Consider the following 18,966-nt stretch of genomic DNA (forward strand, 5'->3'; position numbering starts at 1 on the left):
CCTTAATTACGACGCGGTCCCGTTTGATCGGCTGCAATTTCGTACACTTTCTCGGCGACATCCGTAAAGAGTACGCCATCCAGATGATCAATCTCATGCTGGAATGCACGGGACAGCAAGCCACTACCCGTAATAATCAACTCTTTGCCTTCACGATCCAGACCTTTAACCGTAACGGTCTCGAAACGGCGAACATCACCATTAATTCCAGGGATACTCAGACAACCTTCCGGTCCAAATTGTTCTCCCTCACTTGCAATGATCTCCGGGTTAATCATCTTGATCAGCCCTTGCTCATCACCTGCGTCGATAACAATCAGACGTTTCAAAATTCCAACCTGCGGCGCAGCAAGACCTACACCTTCCGCATCGTACATGGTATCAGCCATATCATCCAGCAATTTTTGTACGTTCGGTGTAATTTTAGTTACTTCTTTGGCTCTCTTGTGGAGCACCTCATCTGGTTCTTGCACGATAATGCGAATCGACATGTTGTAAGCACCTTCCTAATCCTCATCATAATTTCAGGACGATATCTGTATTTTTGGGGTATTCATTTTAAATCTATGTTTATACCGCTTGTTTACATCCGCATTGCTGCAAAATGCTTACATTAACATTTGCGGGTCTACATCCAGACTAATAAGCAATTTCTGCGCCTGAACATCATCGTCCATGCGCCGGGCCGTAGCCAGAGCGAGTCCTATGGCGTCTACATCCCCCCGCCATTTTATCATACATTGGAATCTGTATCTATTCTTGATCCGTGGAATTGGGGATGCTACCGGCCCTAGTACATCAAAGGCATCATTGCTGAAACGATCCAGACTGCCGAGCCATCCGGCCGCATTAGCCTTCTCTTTCAGTATTCGCGTATAGTTCTCGGCAAGACGAATCAATACCGGAAGCTGCTCATGCGAAAAGGTCACCAGAATCAGGCGACAGTATGGCGGATATTGCAAATTGCGACGGTGCAGCAATTCCTCACGTACAAACGACACGTAGTCATGCTGACTCGCATGACCAATGGAGTAGTGCTCCGGCGTATAGGACTGAACAAACACTTCACCAGGCAATTGGTGCCGACCAGCTCGGCCCGCTACCTGTGTTAGTAACTGAAACGTTTTTTCCGCAGCCCGGAAATCAGGTAAATTCAACGCTGAATCGGCTGTTATCACGCCAACCAGGGTTACATCCGGGAAATCAAGTCCCTTCGCAACCATCTGGGTGCCCAGCAATACATCCGCCTTTTTCTCACGGAACTGTTTCAGCAGCTTCTCGTGAGCCCCTTTTTCCGTTGTTGTATCCACATCCATCCGAATGACCCGAATACCCGGAAAGAGCTTGGCAAGCTCTTCCTCGACTCGCTGTGTACCTGTACCAAAGTATCGAATATGCTCACTTCCACAGTCCGGACACACTTCCGGAGCCGCTTCCGCATACCCGCAGTAATGACAACGAAGATTATTCGAGCGCTGATGGTACGTTAATGAAATATCACATTCGGGACAACCTGCCACATATCCACAACTTCGGCACATAACAAAGGTCGAATATCCACGGCGATTCAGCAGAAGCACCGTCTGTTCACCACGTTCCAAGCGCTCCTCCAGCCCTTTATGCAAAGCCCTGCTGAACATGGAGCGGTTGCCGTCCTTCAACTCTTCACGCATGTCAACGATTCGCACTTCAGGCAGCTTGTTACCCAGTGCTCGTGTTGGCATCTCCAGTAAAAGTGGTGCAAAATCATCATTACTTTGCGAGCGTGCTGCATAATAACTTTCCAGCGAAGGTGTCGCTGAACCCAGAACAACCACGGCCTGGTGCTGCTGTGCTCTTTTTACGGCTACATCACGGGCATGATATTTCGGAGTTTCCTCCTGTTTGTAGGAAGTCTCGTGTTCCTCATCCATAATGATCAACCCAAGCCGACTGAATGGAGCAAATACGGCTGAACGCGCCCCAATTGCAACCTTCACCTGACCTTCACGAATCTTGCGCCATTCATCATAACGTTCACCGCCAGACAGACGACTGTGCATAACAGCAACTTGATCCCCAAATCGCCCTTTAAAACGCTCTACCATCTGTGGTGTGAGTGCAATCTCGGGCACCAGAACGATAGCCTGGCGATCCTGCTCGATGCATTGTTGAATGGTTTGAAGATAGACTTCCGTCTTGCCACTTCCCGTAACACCATGTAACAAAAATACCCCGTGGCGTTGTTCCTGCAATCGGCCATTGATATTGTCGTAGACAAGTTTTTGCTCTTCAGTCAGAACCAGCGGTTCAGTCGCTTTGAACTTCCTGCCCTGATAAGGGTCACGAAAGACCTCAACGTCCTCGGTGACGATCAGTCCCTTTTCCTCAAGCCCCTTAATCGTTGCAGCCGATACCTGTAGTGTAGATAACACTTCTTTCATCGGCATGGGCAGCAGTTCTTTCATTTCCAGCAAAAAAGCCAGAATCTCCTTCTGTCGCTGTGCTTTCGCCGGGAATGAAGCAAGTGCTTCCTCAGCAGCAGCAATATCTACAGCCAGATCAACGGACTTCATCGTTTTTTTATTTAACTTGTCCTTGATGGCCTGACTTTCCAGCAGCACGCCACCAAGCAATAATTTCTTAATTAGTGCAGCATGATTGGGATATTTTCGACTCAGTTGTTGCAGCGGTACCTGACCCCGACTCTTGACAAAACGGATGATATCCTGCTGTACTTTCTCAGTCGTAGACTCTTCTCCCCAAACAAATAACACCTCATCATCCGGTTGTGCACCCGCCATCTGTCCATCAAGTGCATCTCCCAGCGAGATGTATCGCTCTGCTTTACCTTTCAATGCCGTCGGCACCATGACCTGCAATGACAAAATCCGGTTACTGGCATAACGTCCACTCATCCATTCGGCCAACTCAACCAAATCCTTTGACAACGGTGGAACAATGTCCAGCAACTCCTGAATCTGCTTAAGCTTGAATGATTCCTCTCCGGTACGCGGCACAAGATCAATCACGAATCCCTGCACCGTCCGATGACCAAAAGGTACACCCACCCGGCTGCCAATCTCGATCCATTCCCTCATCGATTCAGGTACCAGGTAATCAAACGGCCGGTCTGTTTCCTTCACGGGAACATCGACTATGACCTTGGCAATCTCCATATCCTAATTCCTCCCGGCAATGCGCTCCGCCGCAATCCGGAGCAACCGATGAGCCACATCGTCCTTGGCTATCACTGGAAGCTCCTCCACCAAACCTTCCCGGTCATAGATATGTACCGCGTTGGTGTCTGTTCCAAATCCTGCACCCGTGCGGGTTACATCATTGGCTACGATCAGATCACAGTTTTTCCGTTCCAATTTCTCACGTGCATACATCTCAACCGACTGAGTCTCTGCAGCAAAACCAATCAAAAACTGATGGGTCTTCTCTTTGCCCAGCGTTTCAAGAATATCTATATTTTTAACAAGTTCGAGCGACAATGTGTCGCCTTTCTTCTTGATCTTCTCGGTATAAACTTCCTTTGGACGGTAATCGGCAACTGCCGCCGCCTTAACCACGATATCAGCATCGTCCCACTCGCGTGTTACGGCTTCATACATATCCTGCGCAGACTGTACAAGGATCAACTCAACGTTCTCCGGTGGCTTGGCTTGGGTATTGCCCATAACCAATTTCACATCTGCCCCCAGATCACGCGCAGCTGCGGCTATGGCAAATCCCATTTTGCCAGATGAATCGTTCGTAATGTATCGTACTGGGTCAATGCGCTCAATCGTACCGCCAGCCGTAACAACAACCTTCTTGCCTTGTAACAATGGAGCTTGTCCCTGCCGGCTAATGTCTGCAGACTCGCGTTGTTCAAAGAAACGTTCCACCACATCCACAATGCTCTCCGGTTCTTCCAGACGTCCCTTGCCCACATATCCACACGCAAGCAAACCTTCACCCGGTTCAATCATCATGGCACCCCGTTCAACAAGCAGGTTCATATTATGCTTTACAGCTGGATGATCATACATATGTACATTCATCGCCGGAGCAATCATAACAGGGGCTGTCGTGGCAAGAAGAGTTGTTGAGAGCATATCATCTGCCATGCCATGCGCCATCTTGGCAATTACATTGGCTGTTGCCGGAGCAACCAGAACAAGATCCGCCAGATCGGCCAGATGAATATGAGATACGACTGCTGGTTCACGCTCATCAAATGTATCGGTATATACGGTGTTTCGGGTCAACGTTTGCAGCGTCAATTCGGTAATAAACTGTGTAGCGGAAGCTGTCATAATTACATGAACATCCGCTCCCTTTTGTACCAGTCTGCTGCATAATGTTGCCGCTTTGTAAGCGGCTATGCCGCCAGTCACACCAAGCACGATTTTTTTACCGTTCAACATGTTTATTTCCCCCGATATTTATACGACGTCTAAGTAAGATTCCGTTAAAATATGCTTATTCGTAAAAAAATAACAACCTCGCGGTTGTCAATTAATCCGGCTTGCGCCGTATGCAGTTGAAGAGCAGCCGCAGGCGGCTTACTCTTCTTCTTCGTCCTGTCCTTTGATGACAACGAGCAGGTCTCCATAGATTTCTTCCAGTGCAACGCCCACTTGTTTATGGGATCTCGCACCTCTTAAATCCGATTTTTCACCTTCACGTAGCTGTCTAGCCCGGCGGGAAGCAGCAACAACAAGGGAATACTTGCTGTCGACTTTGTTCATCATTTCATCAATAGAAGGATACAGCATATTAACAAACACCTCTTCGCATTAGTATAATCGCAAGTTGCCGCCTGACAGAACTGATGTGGCATGTCTTCACACCCGGGCATTCCGAGAAGGAGTGCTTCAGTATATGATATGACAACTGCCCCACTTATATCGCATTCTGCAGCGGCAAAAGGGATTATTTATTGATCTTACAATGTTCGGCGATTATGATGCTTTCTATTCTCTTGCACGCCAAATCAATTTCATCATTAACAACAGCGTAATCATACTGCTCCAGCAGACTGATCTCATCAACCGCCACGGACATCCGGTGATCAATGGTCGCTTGGCTTTCGGTACCACGGCCCTGAATGCGATCTTTCAGCTCGTCCAATGAAGGAGGAAGCAGGAAAACAAAGATCCCTTCCGGGAATTTCTCTTTCACTTTTAACGCGCCTTGAACCTCAATCTCCAGAATGATGTCGCGGCCTTCGTTAATCGTTTTCTCTACAAAATCACGCGGTGTTCCGTAATAATTACCAACATACTCCGCATGTTCCAACAATTGATCTTCAGCAATCATGTTCTGGAACTCTTCATGACTTCTGAAGAAATAGTTCACACCATGTTCTTCACCAAGACGAGGCTGACGGGTTGTTGCCGATACGGAATAGATCAATTCCGGCACCCGTTTGCGCAAAGCGCTGCATACAGTACCCTTCCCGACCCCAGATGGGCCGGACAACACTACCAGTAATCCCTTAGACATATTACACTCCATTTTATTCGTCGTTATCATCATCTTTCGAAGAAAGACGATGGGCGACCGTCTCAGGCTGAACTGCAGACAAAATGACATGATCGCTATCCGTAATAATTACGGCACGAGTACGTCTTCCGTACGTTGCATCAATCAGCATGTGACGATCTCTTGCCTCTTGTATAATTCTCTTGATCGGCGCCGATTCCGGACTCACGATGGATATAATCCGGTTCGCCGATACGATGTTACCGAATCCAATGTTAATGAGTTTGATTGCCATAATCAGGTTCTTCCCCCTATACATGCGACTCTTTTGTCGAAATTAGGCCGATCATTCGATATTCGCAGCTTGCTCGCGAATCTTCTCCAGTTCCGCCTTCATCTCGACAACACGATTCACCAGAGCCAAATGGTTGGCTTTTGATCCAATCGTATTGACTTCCCGATTCATCTCTTGAATTAGAAAGTCCAACTTACGACCTACCGGCTCATCACTCTTCAGCAGTTCCCTGCTCTGTCCAAAGTGACTCTGTAGACGCGTAAGCTCCTCTTCTATGTTAGAACGATCGGCAAACATTGCAATTTCCATACCCAATTTATGCTCATCAAAAGGGAAAGAGCCTTCTTCCTGCATTTCCGTAAGCCTTTGTCTTAGCTTGTTGCGATAATCACTTACCACAGTCGGTGCAAGATCAAGCATCTCGGTATGCAGTGACTCCAGACGGGTAATCCGCCGTTCCAGGTCACTGGCCAGATGAAGACCCTCGCGAGCGCGCATCTGTTCAAGGCTGGACAGAGCCTCTTTCAATCCTTCCTGCAGAACTCGCTCCCATTCGTCCTTCTGCTCTTCGGGAATGGAACTTGTCCCATCCGAATGAACCATGACGTCCGGCAGACCAAGCATATCCACAATACTTGGTTTGCCCTGCATTCCATATTGGGTCTCCAGTTGCTCTGCAGCCTGCAGATAGGCCCTGACCGTCTGTTCATTCAGAACAGCGGGAAGAGCCTGGTCTTCCTCTTTTTCTTTCATTACATAAACATCAATCCGCCCACGTTTCAAACGACTCTGTACGATTTTCCTCAAACCGTCTTCATAATACGTCCACTCTCTTGGCAGACGCATCATCACTTCGCAATAACGATGATTAACAGATTTGATCTCTAATTGTACCTTATAGCCGCCAAAATGAAAGGCGGATTGACCGTATCCGGTCATACTGAATGACATCGGCATCACATCCGTTTTACTATTGTAATTGATTATTAGGGTTGAAACAAGTAGGACATTGATGCTCCGACTTCTCCCATACGTATTGAGTCAGTTCGGCCGTCATGCCGTAGAACATAAACGGTGTCATAAGATAGATGCCTTTGAAATGCGCTGTTGCTACGTCCAGCAATTCTTTGGCAATTTTTACCCCCATCGCACGGCCTTCTTCGCCTTCCAGACCTGCCATACGGGAACGCACTTCATCCGAAAGCTGAATTCCGGGAACCTCGTTGTGCAGATACTCTGCATTCCGTCCACTCGCCAGCGGCATTACACCTACAAAAATGGGCACATCCAGATGTTTGGTCGCCTCGTGCATCGCTACAATCAACTCAGGATCATAGATCGGTTGTGTCATAATGTAATCTGCACCAGAGGCAATTTTCTTCTCCAGACGCTGTACAGCTTTTTCCAAATATTTCACATTAGGATTAAATGCTGCTCCGATGACAAAACCCGCTTTTTGCTTCAGCGGTTTACCAGAGAAAGCAACTCCATCGTTCAACTGTTTGATCATGCGTATGATTTCAAAAGAAGTCAGATCGTATACCGAGCTTGAACCCGGCAGATCACCAAATCTTGCAGGATCTCCTGTTACAGCCAGTACATGATTAATGCCCAGAGCATCAAAACCCATCATGTGGGACTGTGTTCCAATCAGGTTCCGGTCACGGCAGGCAATGTGCACAAGTGGACGAAGGCCCGTGCGATCCTGAACAAGGTGACCCAGCGCCATGTTGCTCATCCGTGTAACCGCGAGTGAATTATCGGCCAGTGTCAGGGCATCGGCTCCTGCTGCTTTTAATGTCTCGGCACCTTTCATGAACTTGGCAATGTCCAAGTCACGCGGCGGGTCAAGTTCAACAATAACCGTGTGACGCTGCTTGACCAGATCAACGATCGTAGGCTGTCCTCCACGTCCGGAACGCTCATCCACATGTTCATGCAACACAATACGCGGTTTGGATTCTGACGGATCAGGCTCCAAAATAGGCGAAGGTATATAGTCAGCAAGCGCCTCTTTCATGGCGGTAATATGATCAGGTGTCGTACCACAGCAACCGCCGATAATACGAGCGCCCAGTTCGGCAAATTGCACTGCCGTCTGACCAAAGTACTCCGGAGTTGCTCCATAACGGAACTGACCATCTACATAATCTGCTGCACCCGCATTTGGATAAACAGACATTGGGATACCAATACGTCCAGAGACGGTTTCCATGGCACGCATAATCCCGTTTGGACCTGAGCGACAGTTAAAACCAATGACGTCCGCGCCCTGCTCCCGCATAATCCGGAAGGCTTCAGGCATCGTATATCCGTCCAGTGTATGTCCTACATCCTCTACAGCGAACTGTCCAATTACAGGCAAATCACTCAGCTTGCGCGCTTGCAAAAGGGCAATATCCATTTCCTCGATATCATAGAAGGTCTCAAGCAAAATGCCATCCACGCCTTCATCAAGCAGTGCAGAGATCTGTTGTTGATAAAAGCGCTTCAGTTCACTCGTTGACACGTTCGTCCGCTTGCCACCTCGAATGGAACCAACTGCACCAAGCACATAACCGGTATCCCCAGCTACGTCTTTGGCAATGCGTACGCCGGCACGATTCACGTCCTCCACCTTGGACTCCAGACCGAACTTGGACAACTTGTCGTAATTGGCAGAATACGTATTTGTTTCAAATATTTCTGTACCTGCATCCCGATAACGGCGATGTACATCCGCCACTACTTCAGGTGAAATCAAGTTCAATTCTTCATATGAAATCCCCACTGGGAACCCCATTTGGTACAGATATGTTCCCATGGCCCCATCTCCAACAAGAACCCGTTCCTGCATAACTTTGCGCAAATCCGCCTTCATCCCATTTCCCCCCGCCTAGCTGTGATCATTTACATACTAATGTAACACAAAAAACGCTAAAAAACGAAGAAAAACACAGGTTTTTGATGAGTATCCAGCTCATATGGACTTTCTTGCCATACAGCCCCCAATATGTCTCTGTACAGGAGACACGACCTGTCCTTTTTGACAAAAAAAGAGGCCCGCAGGCCTCTTTGGTTAAACCTTCCACTTTTTATGAAGTGATTCCCTTAAAAACAACTTCAGCAGGTCCAGTCATGTACACATGATTGTCAGCTTCATTCCACTCAATGTGGAGATCCCCACCCTTGAGGCTGATGATTGCTGTACGATCCGTATGTCCATTCAGGACAGAGGATACCAGTGTTGCACAAGCTCCGGTTCCGCAAGCAAGTGTTGGACCAGCTCCGCGTTCCCATACACGCATGTCCACATATCCACGGTCACGAACTGTGGCGAATTCCACATTGATTTTTTTTGGAAACATCGGATGTACTTCAAGAAGTGGGCCCCAAGTCGTGAGGTCAAAATTAACAGCATCATCTACATAGATAACCGCATGCGGGTTACCCATGGATACGGCAGTGAATTTGAACGCATGTCCATTCGCTTCAATGTAGTGATCAACCACTGGATTGGCATCCACCGTTGTAGGCACTTGAAGACCGTTCAGAATCGGCTCACCCATATCGACACGAACCGTTTCCACTTTACCATCACGAATATTGAGACTCACAGGTTGTACCCCTGCACCAATCGTTTCAATGGTGATCTGCTCCTGGTTCACGTGACCATGATCGTATACATATTTGGATACACAGCGAATGGCATTACCGCACTGCTCTGCTTCCGAACCGTCCGAATTCATGATGCGCATCTGAAAGTCAGCCTTCTCCGAAGGCAGTATATAAACCAGGCCGTCCGCACCGATGCCAAAGAAACGGTTGCACCATTTCACAGCCAGTTCTGCTGCATCTGCCGGAAGCTCCTTCTCACCAAATACAACGATAAAATCGTTACCAAGTCCATGCATTTTCGTAAATTCCATAATCTTGCCCACTCCTTTTGGCAGTCTGCTGCCAAAGCTATATTCTTGCTCTTCTACAGGATTACCATAGAAATTCATATTCAACATTTACACAAAAAAGCTATCCTGCAAAATGCCAAAGCTCTCGCTTCGAATCATTTTGAGGATAGCATAACGAAATAGGTCAGGAAAAGGTATTGATTTTATGCCGAAAACTTTGTACTTTTCGGTACGAAGCGGCCAGAACCACCCATACGGCGGCGGTTACGACGACCACCCCAGACGCTGCCTGCGCCCATAAGGAACGTTGGAATGCCCGCAGCAACGATGCAGATCGCCCATTCACGCAAGCCAAGTGGTACGGTTTTGAAGATCGGCTGCAACGGTTCAACGTACATGACAACCAGCATCAGTACAACCGATGAAATAACCGCAAGAACCAGATATTTGTTCTGTAAAGGATTCCGGTGGAAGATGGACCGCGAACTACGGCAATCAAAGACATGAATAAGCTGCGCCAAAACGAGTGTAGCAAAAGCTACAGACTGTGCCTTGATGAGTTGACCCGGATTATCCGGTGCAGCCTGAAGGGTAAGCCAGAATGCTCCGAGTGTACATAATCCAATTAACACACCCCGGCTGACGATTTTCCAACCCAGTCTGCGGGCAAAGATATTCTCCTTGGCTCCACGGGGTTTGTGTTCCATCAAATCTTTCTCAGGCTGATCTACCCCGAGCGCCATTGCAGGCAAACCATCCGTCACCAGGTTAACCCACAGAATCTGAATAGGTACAAGCGGCAGTGGCAGGCCCATCATCATTGCAAAGAACATCGTCAAAATCTCACCCACGTTTGATGCCAGCAAATAACGGATAAATTTGCGAATGTTCTCATAAATATTACGGCCTTCTTCAATGGCAGCCACAATGGTTGAGAAGTTATCATCACTCAGAATCAGCGCCGAAGCTTCCTTCGTGACATCTGTACCCGTAATGCCCATCGCAATCCCGATGTCTGCCGCTTTAATGGCTGGAGCATCATTGACTCCATCTCCTGTCATGGCGACGACATGCCCTTTGCGCTGTAACGATTTTACGATGCGAAGCTTGTGTTCTGGAGATACCCTTGAGAACACGTAGATGCCCTCTACCTGTTTATCCAGTTGCTCGTCTGTCATGCCTGCCAGTTGTTGACCACTTAACGACGCGCCTCCGCGGGGAAGAATCCCCAGCTGATGCGCAATGGCTTCTGCCGTTGTTCCATGATCACCTGTGATCATGACGGTACGAATGCCCGCTTTGCGGCATGTGGCAATTGCATCTCGCACTTCACGACGCGGTGGATCTATCATACCTGCAAGTCCTACGAAGACAAGTTGACTTTCGGCGGCGTGTTCGTCAGCCACTTTTTCTTCCGGCCGCACTTCACGGTAGGCCATTCCGAGGACACGCAGTGCTGCTCCAGCCATGCTCTCGTTAGCTGCCATCACTTTCTGTCGCAGTGTTCCAGTGAAAGGCACGACCTTACCTTCCCACAAAATATAACTACAGTGTCCGATTAACACATCCGGTGCACCTTTGGTGTAGATCATTCGGCCCCCCTGATGATGAACCAGGACCGACATGCGTTTCCGCTCCGAATCAAACGGGAATTCCTGCTGGCGGGCATACAACTCTTTGAGTCCGGCAGGAGTAAGCCCCATTTTGGAGGCCAGTGTGACCAGTGCCCCTTCCGTCGGATCACCTTTCAGCTCCCAGAATACATTTTCTCCCTTGGCCGCTTCTTCTTGGAGATCATCTTTTTTCGTATTTTTCTTACTTTCCTTTTTGGTATCCTTGCCCTTTTTCTTGTTCCCCATCTGGCTTGCAACGCTCTCCACAATACTCGCATTGTTGCAAAGCGCACTGATCTGAAGCATTCTGCGCAGGGACTGGTCACTCTTCAGTTCCACCGTACGACCGTTCTCCAGCATCTGCCCTTCAGGTGCATACCCATCCCCGGTAACCTTGATGTTACGTCCCTCCAGCCACACATCCGTTACCGTCATCTTGTTCTGGGTGAGTGTGCCAGTCTTATCCGAACATATTACGGATGCACAGCCCAGAGTTTCGACGGAAGGCAGTTTGCGTACAATGGCTTTACGTTTGATCATTCGCTGCACGCCAAGTGCGAGTGCAATGGTTACAATAGCCGGCAGACCCTCCGGTATGGCAGCCACCGCGAGGCTAACCCCTGCCAGAAACATGCCAACGGCTGGTTGTCCGTGTAATATCCCGGCGACGACAACCATAATGGTTAATCCCAATGCGACAAAAATCAGAATTTTGCCCAGTTGTTCCAGCCTGTGCTGTAACGGTGTTTCCTGCTCCTCCGTATTCTGGATCAGATCGGCGATTTTGCCCATCTCCGTCTCCATCCCCGTACGGATAACCACGCCTTTGGCTGTACCACGAGTGACCATGGTACCCATAAAACCAATATTCTTCTGATCACCCAGCGGAACATCCTCATCGGCAATCGGAAGGCAATGTTTGCTTACAGGAACCGATTCCCCGGTAAGTGCTGACTCCTCGACATCCAGACTGTTTGTTTGCAGCCAGCGCACATCAGCGGGTATGCGGTCCCCACTCTCCACCATAACAATATCCCCGGGCACAAGCTGTTTGGCCGCAAGGTGTACTTCCTGGCCTGAACGAAGCACTTTGGCAAGAGGTGCAGACAACTGTTTCAATGCACGAAGAGATCGTTCAGCCCGGAATTCCTGTACAAACCCCAGAATCGCATTCAGTACGATAATAGCCACAATCGTTACTGCATCCAGATACTCACCCAACAATCCGGATACCAACGTTGCTCCCATCAACACCAGCACCATAAAATCCTTGAACTGATTCAAGAGCAATGTAATCGGAGATATGCGTTTCCCCTCGCTCAGCTCATTCGAACCGACCACTTTCCTCTTCTCTGCTACAGCTTCATCCGTCAATCCTTCCTGCGGGCTGACGCCAAGAGTGTTACGAAGCTCTTCATCACTAAGTTGATGCCACTTGGTATGTTCCATGCTTCAAGTTTCCCTCCCAGTCTGTATTTCATCTGCAAAATAAGCTCACATGTTTCACCGGCGTGCTGGTCGACAGGCTGTACACTATGCCGGACAAACTACCTGCTCTATATGTATTCGGACAGGTCTGTGATTAGCACCCGGAAGGTGAATCCTTTCCCTGATGGACAGAATAGGATAAAATATAAGTCTGCGATGTTCTGCGCAGTACCGATTCCAGCGTTCAACAGGCAAGCAACGAAGAATCTGCAGCCAGTCCTTGTTTTTTTACATACCTGGTTGCACGGTTTCAGTTATATAGATGAAGCATTTGGCATGATAAATGCAGATGCTCGATAGAGAGAGGAAGTGGAAAAAATGGCATTGGACGGCATTGTAACACGGGCCATTGTTCATGAATTGCAAGGCTGCATTGGTGGACGTATCAGCAAAATCCATCAGCCGAATGGCCATGATGTAGTTCTCACCCTGCGTGCTCAACGCGGTAATAGTAAATTGCTTGTTTCGGCAAGCCCAACCTATCCCCGTGTGCATTTTACGGAAAAGACATTCCTTAACCCTACTGAAGCACCCATGTTCTGCATGCTGCTCCGCAAGCACTGTGAAGGTGCAATCATTGAGGAGATCCGTCAGATTGGCATGGAACGTATTATCCACATCAATGTGCGCCAGCGCGACGAACTGGGGGATGTTTCAGTTAAACGGATCATCATTGAATTAATGGGGCGTCACAGTAATATTATTTTACTTGATCCTGTAACTGGAACAATTCTGGATGGCATTCATCATGTGACTCCTTCCATCAGCAGCTACCGGGTAATCATGCCTGGATTCTCGTATACCGCTCCACCCGAACAACATAAAAGTAATCCGCTCGAAGTGAGCCGGACAGCATTCGAGGACAGCTATCATGCCGTTGAAGAAGAGGCATCACGCTGGCTTGTGAATTCCTTTAGCGGTCTTAGCCCGTTAATTGCGGGAGAGATTGCTGCCCGTGGGATTGCTCTTGAAGGCACCGTGAGCACTCCAGATGTGGTTGAGGGTGAGAGCCGAGTTGAGGCTGGTGCACTCTGGAACGCTTTTGAAGCCGTGATGGGACCTGTCAGAGATCATATCTACACGCCTGTAACCGGAACAAACGCCAAAGGCAAAATGATTTTCTCGGCCGTTCATCTTCAGAGCATTCAGGACTTGGAGAAAACCTATGACACGATGAGCAAGTGCATGGAAGATTATTACGGAGACAAAGCTGAGCGGGACACGGTAAAACAAAGAGTAAGTGATCTGCTCCGTTTTCTGCAGAATGAGCGAAGCAAAAACATCAAAAAGCTGGACAACCTGAACAAGGACCTGCTGGAAGCGGACGATGCAGACAAGTTCAGACTATGGGGTGAGTTGCTATTCGCCTCCCTGCATCAGGTCCACAAAGGGGACAAGAGCGTGGAGCTTGTGAACTTCTACGATGAAGACCAAGCCAACATTACCATTCAGCTTGATCCACTGCTCACACCGTCTGACAACGCACAACGTTATTTCAAGCGGTATAACAAATACAAGAACAGTCTGGCTGTCATTCATGAGCAGCTTGGCAAAACCAAAGACGAGATTGACTATCTCGATAACCTGTTGCAGCAATTGTCCATCGCATCTATGAACGATATTGAGGAAATACGGGATGAGCTTGTGCAACAGGGATACCTTCGTGATCGCAATAAAAAGGGTAAAAAGAAGAAGAAAAGTGACCGTCCGACCGTACACCAGTTTACCTCTTCTGAGGGAATTGATATTCTTGTGGGCAAAAACAACCTGCAAAATGAGTATGTGACCAACCGTCTTGCTTCTTCCAACGACACCTGGCTGCATACCAAAGACATTCCAGGTTCACATGTCGTTATTCGCAGTACGGACTTTGGTGAAGCTACATTGGAAGAAGCAGCACAGCTTGCTGCCTATTTCAGCCAAGCCAAGGAGTCCAGCAGTGTGCCTGTGGATTACACGTTTATCCGTCATGTGCGCAAACCAAGTGGTGCGAAGCCTGGTTTTGTGATCTATGATCACCAGAAAACCTTGTTTGTCACGCCAAATGATGAATTGATCAAAAGTCTGCCATCAACCATTAAAAATGGATAAGGCTATATAGATGTAACAGTAACAAAGACAGAATCCCCTGACCAATAACGGTTCAGGGGATTTTTGTGTTTGCAATACATTGTTTAAATGATATGTGAAGCTCGGCTTATTTCTCTTTTGTTGAATATTAATTCATTTATATGTATAATAATTCAATTGTGATGAATAAAATTTATAGTTAAAGGAAGTGTACCATGACCATACATATCAGAGAAACGCAACCTGATGATCTGAAACCCCTGATGGCATTAATGCATGACTATGTGGTGGGATTCTACAACAACCCTTGGCCTGGTGATCAATCCATCCAGCTTTTGATCAACAACCTGCTTAATCAGCAGATCGGTGCTCAATTCGTGGCAGAACAGGACGGGGAGCTTATCGGATTTTCCACCCTGTTCTTTACATACAGCACGATGAAAGCAGAACGTGTTGCCATCATGAATGACCTATTTGTTACGGAAACATTCAGAGAGGGCGAAGCAGAAGCCAAATTATTTGCACACTGTCAGCAGTATACGCGTGATCATGGCTGTGCTTATATGTCCTGGATCACAGCATTGACCAATGAGCGGGCACAGCAATTATTCGAGCGTCTTGGGGCTACACGTGGCGCTTGGGTAAACTATTCCATTACGTAGACTCTTTTGAGCACAAAAAAAAGGACATGCAAACATGAAGGTTCAGCCCTATCATGTTTGCATGTCCTTTACTACTTTAACTTAAAATGCATCCCAGTAATACAGAATTTATTATAGTCAGATAGAGCGTTGCAACGTCTCGCTTACTCTACTTTTTGCTGTGAAGCAGCTGCCTTCAGCCTTTCCAACACATCAACCGTCACGGTCTTGCTACCAAGATCTCCGTGGAAAACAACACCTTGCCGTTTGCCATGATAATCAGATCCACCTGTTTCAATGAGGTTGTATTCCTTGGCCAGCTTACCATACCTGCGTTCCTCTTCCGGGCCATGGTCCGAATGAAACACCTCAATGCCATCTGGACGAGAGTCTTCGATGATACGTCGCACCAATTCATCATCATTATAGAGACCCGGATGGGCAATCACAGCGGCTCCACCAGCGGCTCTGATCCACTCGCACGCATCCTCGGGTGCAACTCGGGGTACAGATACGAAGCCAGGCTTGCCTTCAGCAAGATACCGATCGAATGCATCCCGCATGTCAACAGCGTATCCCTTCTTCACCAGCACATCCGCCATATGAGGTCTGCCGATACTCTCATCCGGCTCTAACGGCCGTCCTAGCTCATCGAGTACCTCCTGCCAGCTTATATCAAGCCCGAGTTCCTGCAGCTTGCCAATAATCAGATGATTTCGCTCATCTCGTGCTTCTCGTAATCCGCGCAACCGTTGCAGAAACTGCTCATCCTCCGTATTCACGTAATAACCCAAGACATGAATATCTTTGCCGCCAGCCCGGGTGCTGATCTCCACTCCAGCAACGACATCAATTTCGAACTCTTTACCCGCTTGCTGTGCTTCCGCTACACCGGCTACTGTATCATGGTCTGTTAGGGCAACGGCAGATAGCCCTTTTTGTTTGGCAAGCTTCACATTATCAGCAGGTGACTGCATTCCATCGGAAGCCTGACTATGCGTATGAAGATCACAGCGTCCTTGGCGCTGATTCATGAACAACAGCTCCTTTGTGTAAAATTGATTATGATTCAATCTTATCTATCATTGATGTTGCCAACTATTATGCCTTTCCCGTCTTATGTACCGACTCGTGCTGCTCCTGCTGACGCAGATAATTCAGGAAAGCGACTGCTGACAGGGGCAACAAGGACGATTTTAGATGGATGGCATAGAACTGCCTTTTGAATTCGAGTCCGCGGATATCCACAATATGAACGAGTCCCAGAGCCAGTTCATGCTGCACCGAAGAAGGAGATAACATCGTAATACCTACCCCTGCCTCCACGGCTGATTTTACCGCTCCTGTACTGCCAAGTTCCATTACAACATTCATATCCTGTGGATCAATCTTTTTCTTTTGCAATTGGTCTTCCATCACCTGACGAGTACCCGAGCCCTTCTCACGCAGCACAAAAGGATAATTCATGACATCCTCAATATTCACTTTGCTGCGCTTAGCCAAATCATGCCCGGCAGGTACAATCAGTTTCAGCTCGTCCTGCATGACAGGCTCTACAATCATGTCCGGATGGTGCACTGGCGCTTCAATCAGACCAAAATTAAGCTGGTGCTTTAATATATCATCCATAATTTGCGTTGTATTCATCACTTTCATGACGATTGAAATATCCGGATATTGAAGTGCAAATGGTCCGAGCATACGCGGAAGCACATATTCCCCGATCGTTAAACTGGCTCCCAGCTGGAGTCTGCCCTGTAACATCTGGGTAAACGCCGACATCGCTTCGTCCGTCTGTCTGACCAGCTCTACACTCCGTTTCGCATGAGGTAATAAAGTCCGACCCGCCTCGGATAATTCTATTTTTTTGGTGGAACGATGCAGTAACTTGGTGCCAAAATAATCCTCCAATGATTGAATCTGCATCGTTACTGCCGGTTGAGTCATATGTAATGCTTGTGCAGCAGCCGAGAAACTCCCCTTCTCTGCTACCGTATAAAAAATATGCAATTGGTGAAAATTCATATCTTCGCCCCTCTTCGATTACACTCTCTACATTGTAGCCGATTTCCCGCTTGGCAACAAAAAAAGCATGCAGCTTGTCTGCATGCGATAATACTTGAATCTATGATTTCAACATATTGAATCTACTCAGGCTTACTTATGCTTGCGGCTATTTTTGACCAACGTCATTCTTCTTGAATGTCTTAACCATGAATAATATGATTTCAGGTCCCTCAACTCAATAGTCTCCGACATACGTCCCAGAAACGTAACCACAATCATTTTGTGCAGCGGGTTGCCCGCAATATCATATTCTCCTTCAAGTTCGGAAAATTCGGCGACCACCACCAGATCCTCATCAATCAGGTAGACGTCCTGTTCATTACGGTAGTATGGTGTTATACGGTCCTGCTTCAGACACTCCCATAACCACGCCGCAATATGGTCATCATCACTACGTGCAGGCTCAATACGGTCTGCATACCGCATCTTGGCATGATGGGTAATGACGATGTCGGCCACTTTCTTGTCTCCAAGAGCCACGAAAAACGGCTCGTAGGTGCTCCAACGTTGCATCACCTTATCACGCATGGGAATCACTCTCCACCAGATAGGACTTTCTATCTATTTATTACCAAATATATTACAACATTAGTCCCGCAACCTCAAGGCGTAAGTTTAACTTTTTTTCACAATAGCCAATTTGTGCATAATTCAAGAAAAGAGCGACCCCAAAGGGTCCCTCCAGTTTCTCGTCTATATTCCGTAAAAGCTCGTTTTGTCCATCGTTTTGCTGGCATACTCGGTTTTGATCTCATTACGATACGAGCGTTCGATCTTGCGCACATAGGAAAGTCGCTTCACATTTTTCATCGTATCATCAGCCCGTTCTGCATTAACATACATGACTACATAATGCATACGGCGGGAGATATAATGCACGGTGCCATATTTTTCGAGATTACGGGCAGCCTTCAAATCACTGACCCAAATAATGAATCCTGTCCTTTCCGCAAACATCATCGTTCCCCGCCCTTCTATAATGATTACTTAACTGCAACCACACTTGCCGCCACTACCGCAGCCGCCCTTCGGATTCGGGTCATTGCTCGGTACTTTAATGGTTGTTGACACTGCGAATGCAATGGTCTCTGACATCTGGAATAACATATCATCCAGGGACTTCTCTGCCTGTTTGAAGCGGATTACCGCCTCGAAATTTTCCAACTCCTGTTCCAGAGCCTTCACCTGGTCTTTTGCTGCATGATAATCCGGGTGAAAATGACCGAAACGCTGTGTTTCTTCAAACAATTCCTTCTTGGCATTCAGCTTCCGAATCCCCATCTGAATCTCAGGGGTAGTCTCGACTTGCTGCTTCCAATATAAATAATCCGATACTTCGGCAGATTGGTTAATCATGTCGCCCAATTCATATGCGCCCGTTAACACTTGGGCCATATCGACCGTGTTCATTTCCGCTACGCTCATGAAATATTCATCCTATCTATATA

The 18,966-nt window shown here is 47.7% G+C and carries 17 protein-coding genes; 2 read left to right on the forward strand and 15 right to left on the reverse strand.

The window, feature by feature from the left end; all coding sequences use genetic code 11:
• Positions 1-2: 2 nt before the first annotated feature.
• The 10 genes from def to QNO02_RS20165 form a co-directional block, all read right to left on the reverse strand.
• Positions 3-491 carry a peptide deformylase gene (def, locus tag QNO02_RS20120; protein WP_017687449.1) on the reverse strand — a complete coding sequence of 163 codons (489 nt, stop codon included), beginning with the start codon at positions 489-491 and terminating at the stop codon, positions 3-5.
• A gap of 117 nt (positions 492-608) precedes the next feature.
• Positions 609-3,158, reverse strand: a complete 2,550-nt coding sequence (gene priA / locus QNO02_RS20125; RefSeq protein WP_249912201.1) for a primosomal protein N' — start codon at positions 3,156-3,158, stop codon at positions 609-611.
• 3 nt (positions 3,159-3,161) lie between these two features.
• Positions 3,162-4,397 (reverse strand): bifunctional phosphopantothenoylcysteine decarboxylase/phosphopantothenate--cysteine ligase CoaBC, encoded by a 1,236-nt coding sequence (gene coaBC, locus QNO02_RS20130; RefSeq protein WP_249912200.1) that lies wholly within the window; start codon positions 4,395-4,397, stop codon positions 3,162-3,164.
• A 138-nt stretch (positions 4,398-4,535) separates the two neighbouring features.
• Complete coding sequence (rpoZ, locus tag QNO02_RS20135; RefSeq protein WP_091028645.1) at positions 4,536-4,748, reverse strand: DNA-directed RNA polymerase subunit omega; 213 nt, start codon at positions 4,746-4,748, stop codon at positions 4,536-4,538.
• A 157-nt stretch (positions 4,749-4,905) separates the two neighbouring features.
• The gene (gmk, locus tag QNO02_RS20140) at positions 4,906-5,478 is read right to left on the reverse strand and encodes a guanylate kinase (RefSeq protein WP_017687445.1); all 573 of its coding nucleotides are present in this window, start codon (positions 5,476-5,478) and stop codon (positions 4,906-4,908) included.
• Between the two features lie 13 nt (positions 5,479-5,491).
• A complete protein-coding gene (gene remA, locus QNO02_RS20145) occupies positions 5,492-5,752 on the reverse strand; it encodes an extracellular matrix/biofilm regulator RemA (RefSeq protein ID WP_006209218.1) in 261 nt (86 codons plus the stop codon).
• A 51-nt stretch (positions 5,753-5,803) separates the two neighbouring features.
• Positions 5,804-6,703 (reverse strand): YicC/YloC family endoribonuclease, encoded by a 900-nt coding sequence (locus tag QNO02_RS20150; protein WP_076211386.1) that lies wholly within the window; start codon positions 6,701-6,703, stop codon positions 5,804-5,806.
• A 19-nt stretch (positions 6,704-6,722) separates the two neighbouring features.
• Positions 6,723-8,612, reverse strand: a complete 1,890-nt coding sequence (locus QNO02_RS20155; protein WP_289389789.1) for a bifunctional homocysteine S-methyltransferase/methylenetetrahydrofolate reductase — start codon at positions 8,610-8,612, stop codon at positions 6,723-6,725.
• Positions 8,613-8,826: 214 nt separating this feature from the next.
• Positions 8,827-9,660 carry a diaminopimelate epimerase gene (gene dapF, locus QNO02_RS20160; protein WP_169481528.1) on the reverse strand — a complete coding sequence of 278 codons (834 nt, stop codon included), beginning with the start codon at positions 9,658-9,660 and terminating at the stop codon, positions 8,827-8,829.
• Between the two features lie 182 nt (positions 9,661-9,842).
• Entirely contained in the window at positions 9,843-12,701 is a 2,859-nt protein-coding gene (locus QNO02_RS20165) for a calcium-translocating P-type ATPase, SERCA-type (protein WP_289389790.1), read from the reverse strand.
• Positions 12,702-13,058: 357 nt separating this feature from the next.
• Here QNO02_RS20165 and QNO02_RS20170 point away from each other — a divergent pair, with 357 nt between their 5' ends.
• Positions 13,059-14,831, forward strand: a complete 1,773-nt coding sequence (locus QNO02_RS20170; protein WP_091028639.1) for an Rqc2 family fibronectin-binding protein — start codon at positions 13,059-13,061, stop codon at positions 14,829-14,831.
• Positions 14,832-15,025: 194 nt separating this feature from the next.
• Entirely contained in the window at positions 15,026-15,472 is a 447-nt protein-coding gene (locus QNO02_RS20175; protein WP_289389791.1) for a GNAT family N-acetyltransferase, read from the forward strand.
• 143 nt (positions 15,473-15,615) lie between these two features.
• Here the strand turns inward: QNO02_RS20175 and QNO02_RS20180 are convergent, their stop codons facing one another.
• The 5 genes from QNO02_RS20180 to QNO02_RS20200 form a co-directional block, all read right to left on the reverse strand.
• A complete protein-coding gene (locus tag QNO02_RS20180; protein ID WP_289389792.1) occupies positions 15,616-16,485 on the reverse strand; it encodes a PHP domain-containing protein in 870 nt (289 codons plus the stop codon).
• 67 nt (positions 16,486-16,552) lie between these two features.
• Entirely contained in the window at positions 16,553-17,476 is a 924-nt protein-coding gene (locus QNO02_RS20185) for a selenium metabolism-associated LysR family transcriptional regulator (protein ID WP_289389793.1), read from the reverse strand.
• 132 nt (positions 17,477-17,608) lie between these two features.
• Positions 17,609-18,046, reverse strand: a complete 438-nt coding sequence (locus tag QNO02_RS20190; protein ID WP_017687436.1) for a hypothetical protein — start codon at positions 18,044-18,046, stop codon at positions 17,609-17,611.
• Between the two features lie 165 nt (positions 18,047-18,211).
• Positions 18,212-18,475 carry a YlbG family protein gene (locus QNO02_RS20195; protein WP_026080981.1) on the reverse strand — a complete coding sequence of 88 codons (264 nt, stop codon included), beginning with the start codon at positions 18,473-18,475 and terminating at the stop codon, positions 18,212-18,214.
• Between the two features lie 30 nt (positions 18,476-18,505).
• A complete protein-coding gene (locus tag QNO02_RS20200) occupies positions 18,506-18,943 on the reverse strand; it encodes a YlbF/YmcA family competence regulator (protein ID WP_036614642.1) in 438 nt (145 codons plus the stop codon).
• Between the last annotated feature and the right edge of the window lie 23 nt (positions 18,944-18,966).

This window comes from Paenibacillus sp. PK1-4R (assembly GCF_030369595.1).
Taxonomy (GTDB): Bacteria; Bacillota; Bacilli; order Paenibacillales; family Paenibacillaceae; genus Paenibacillus.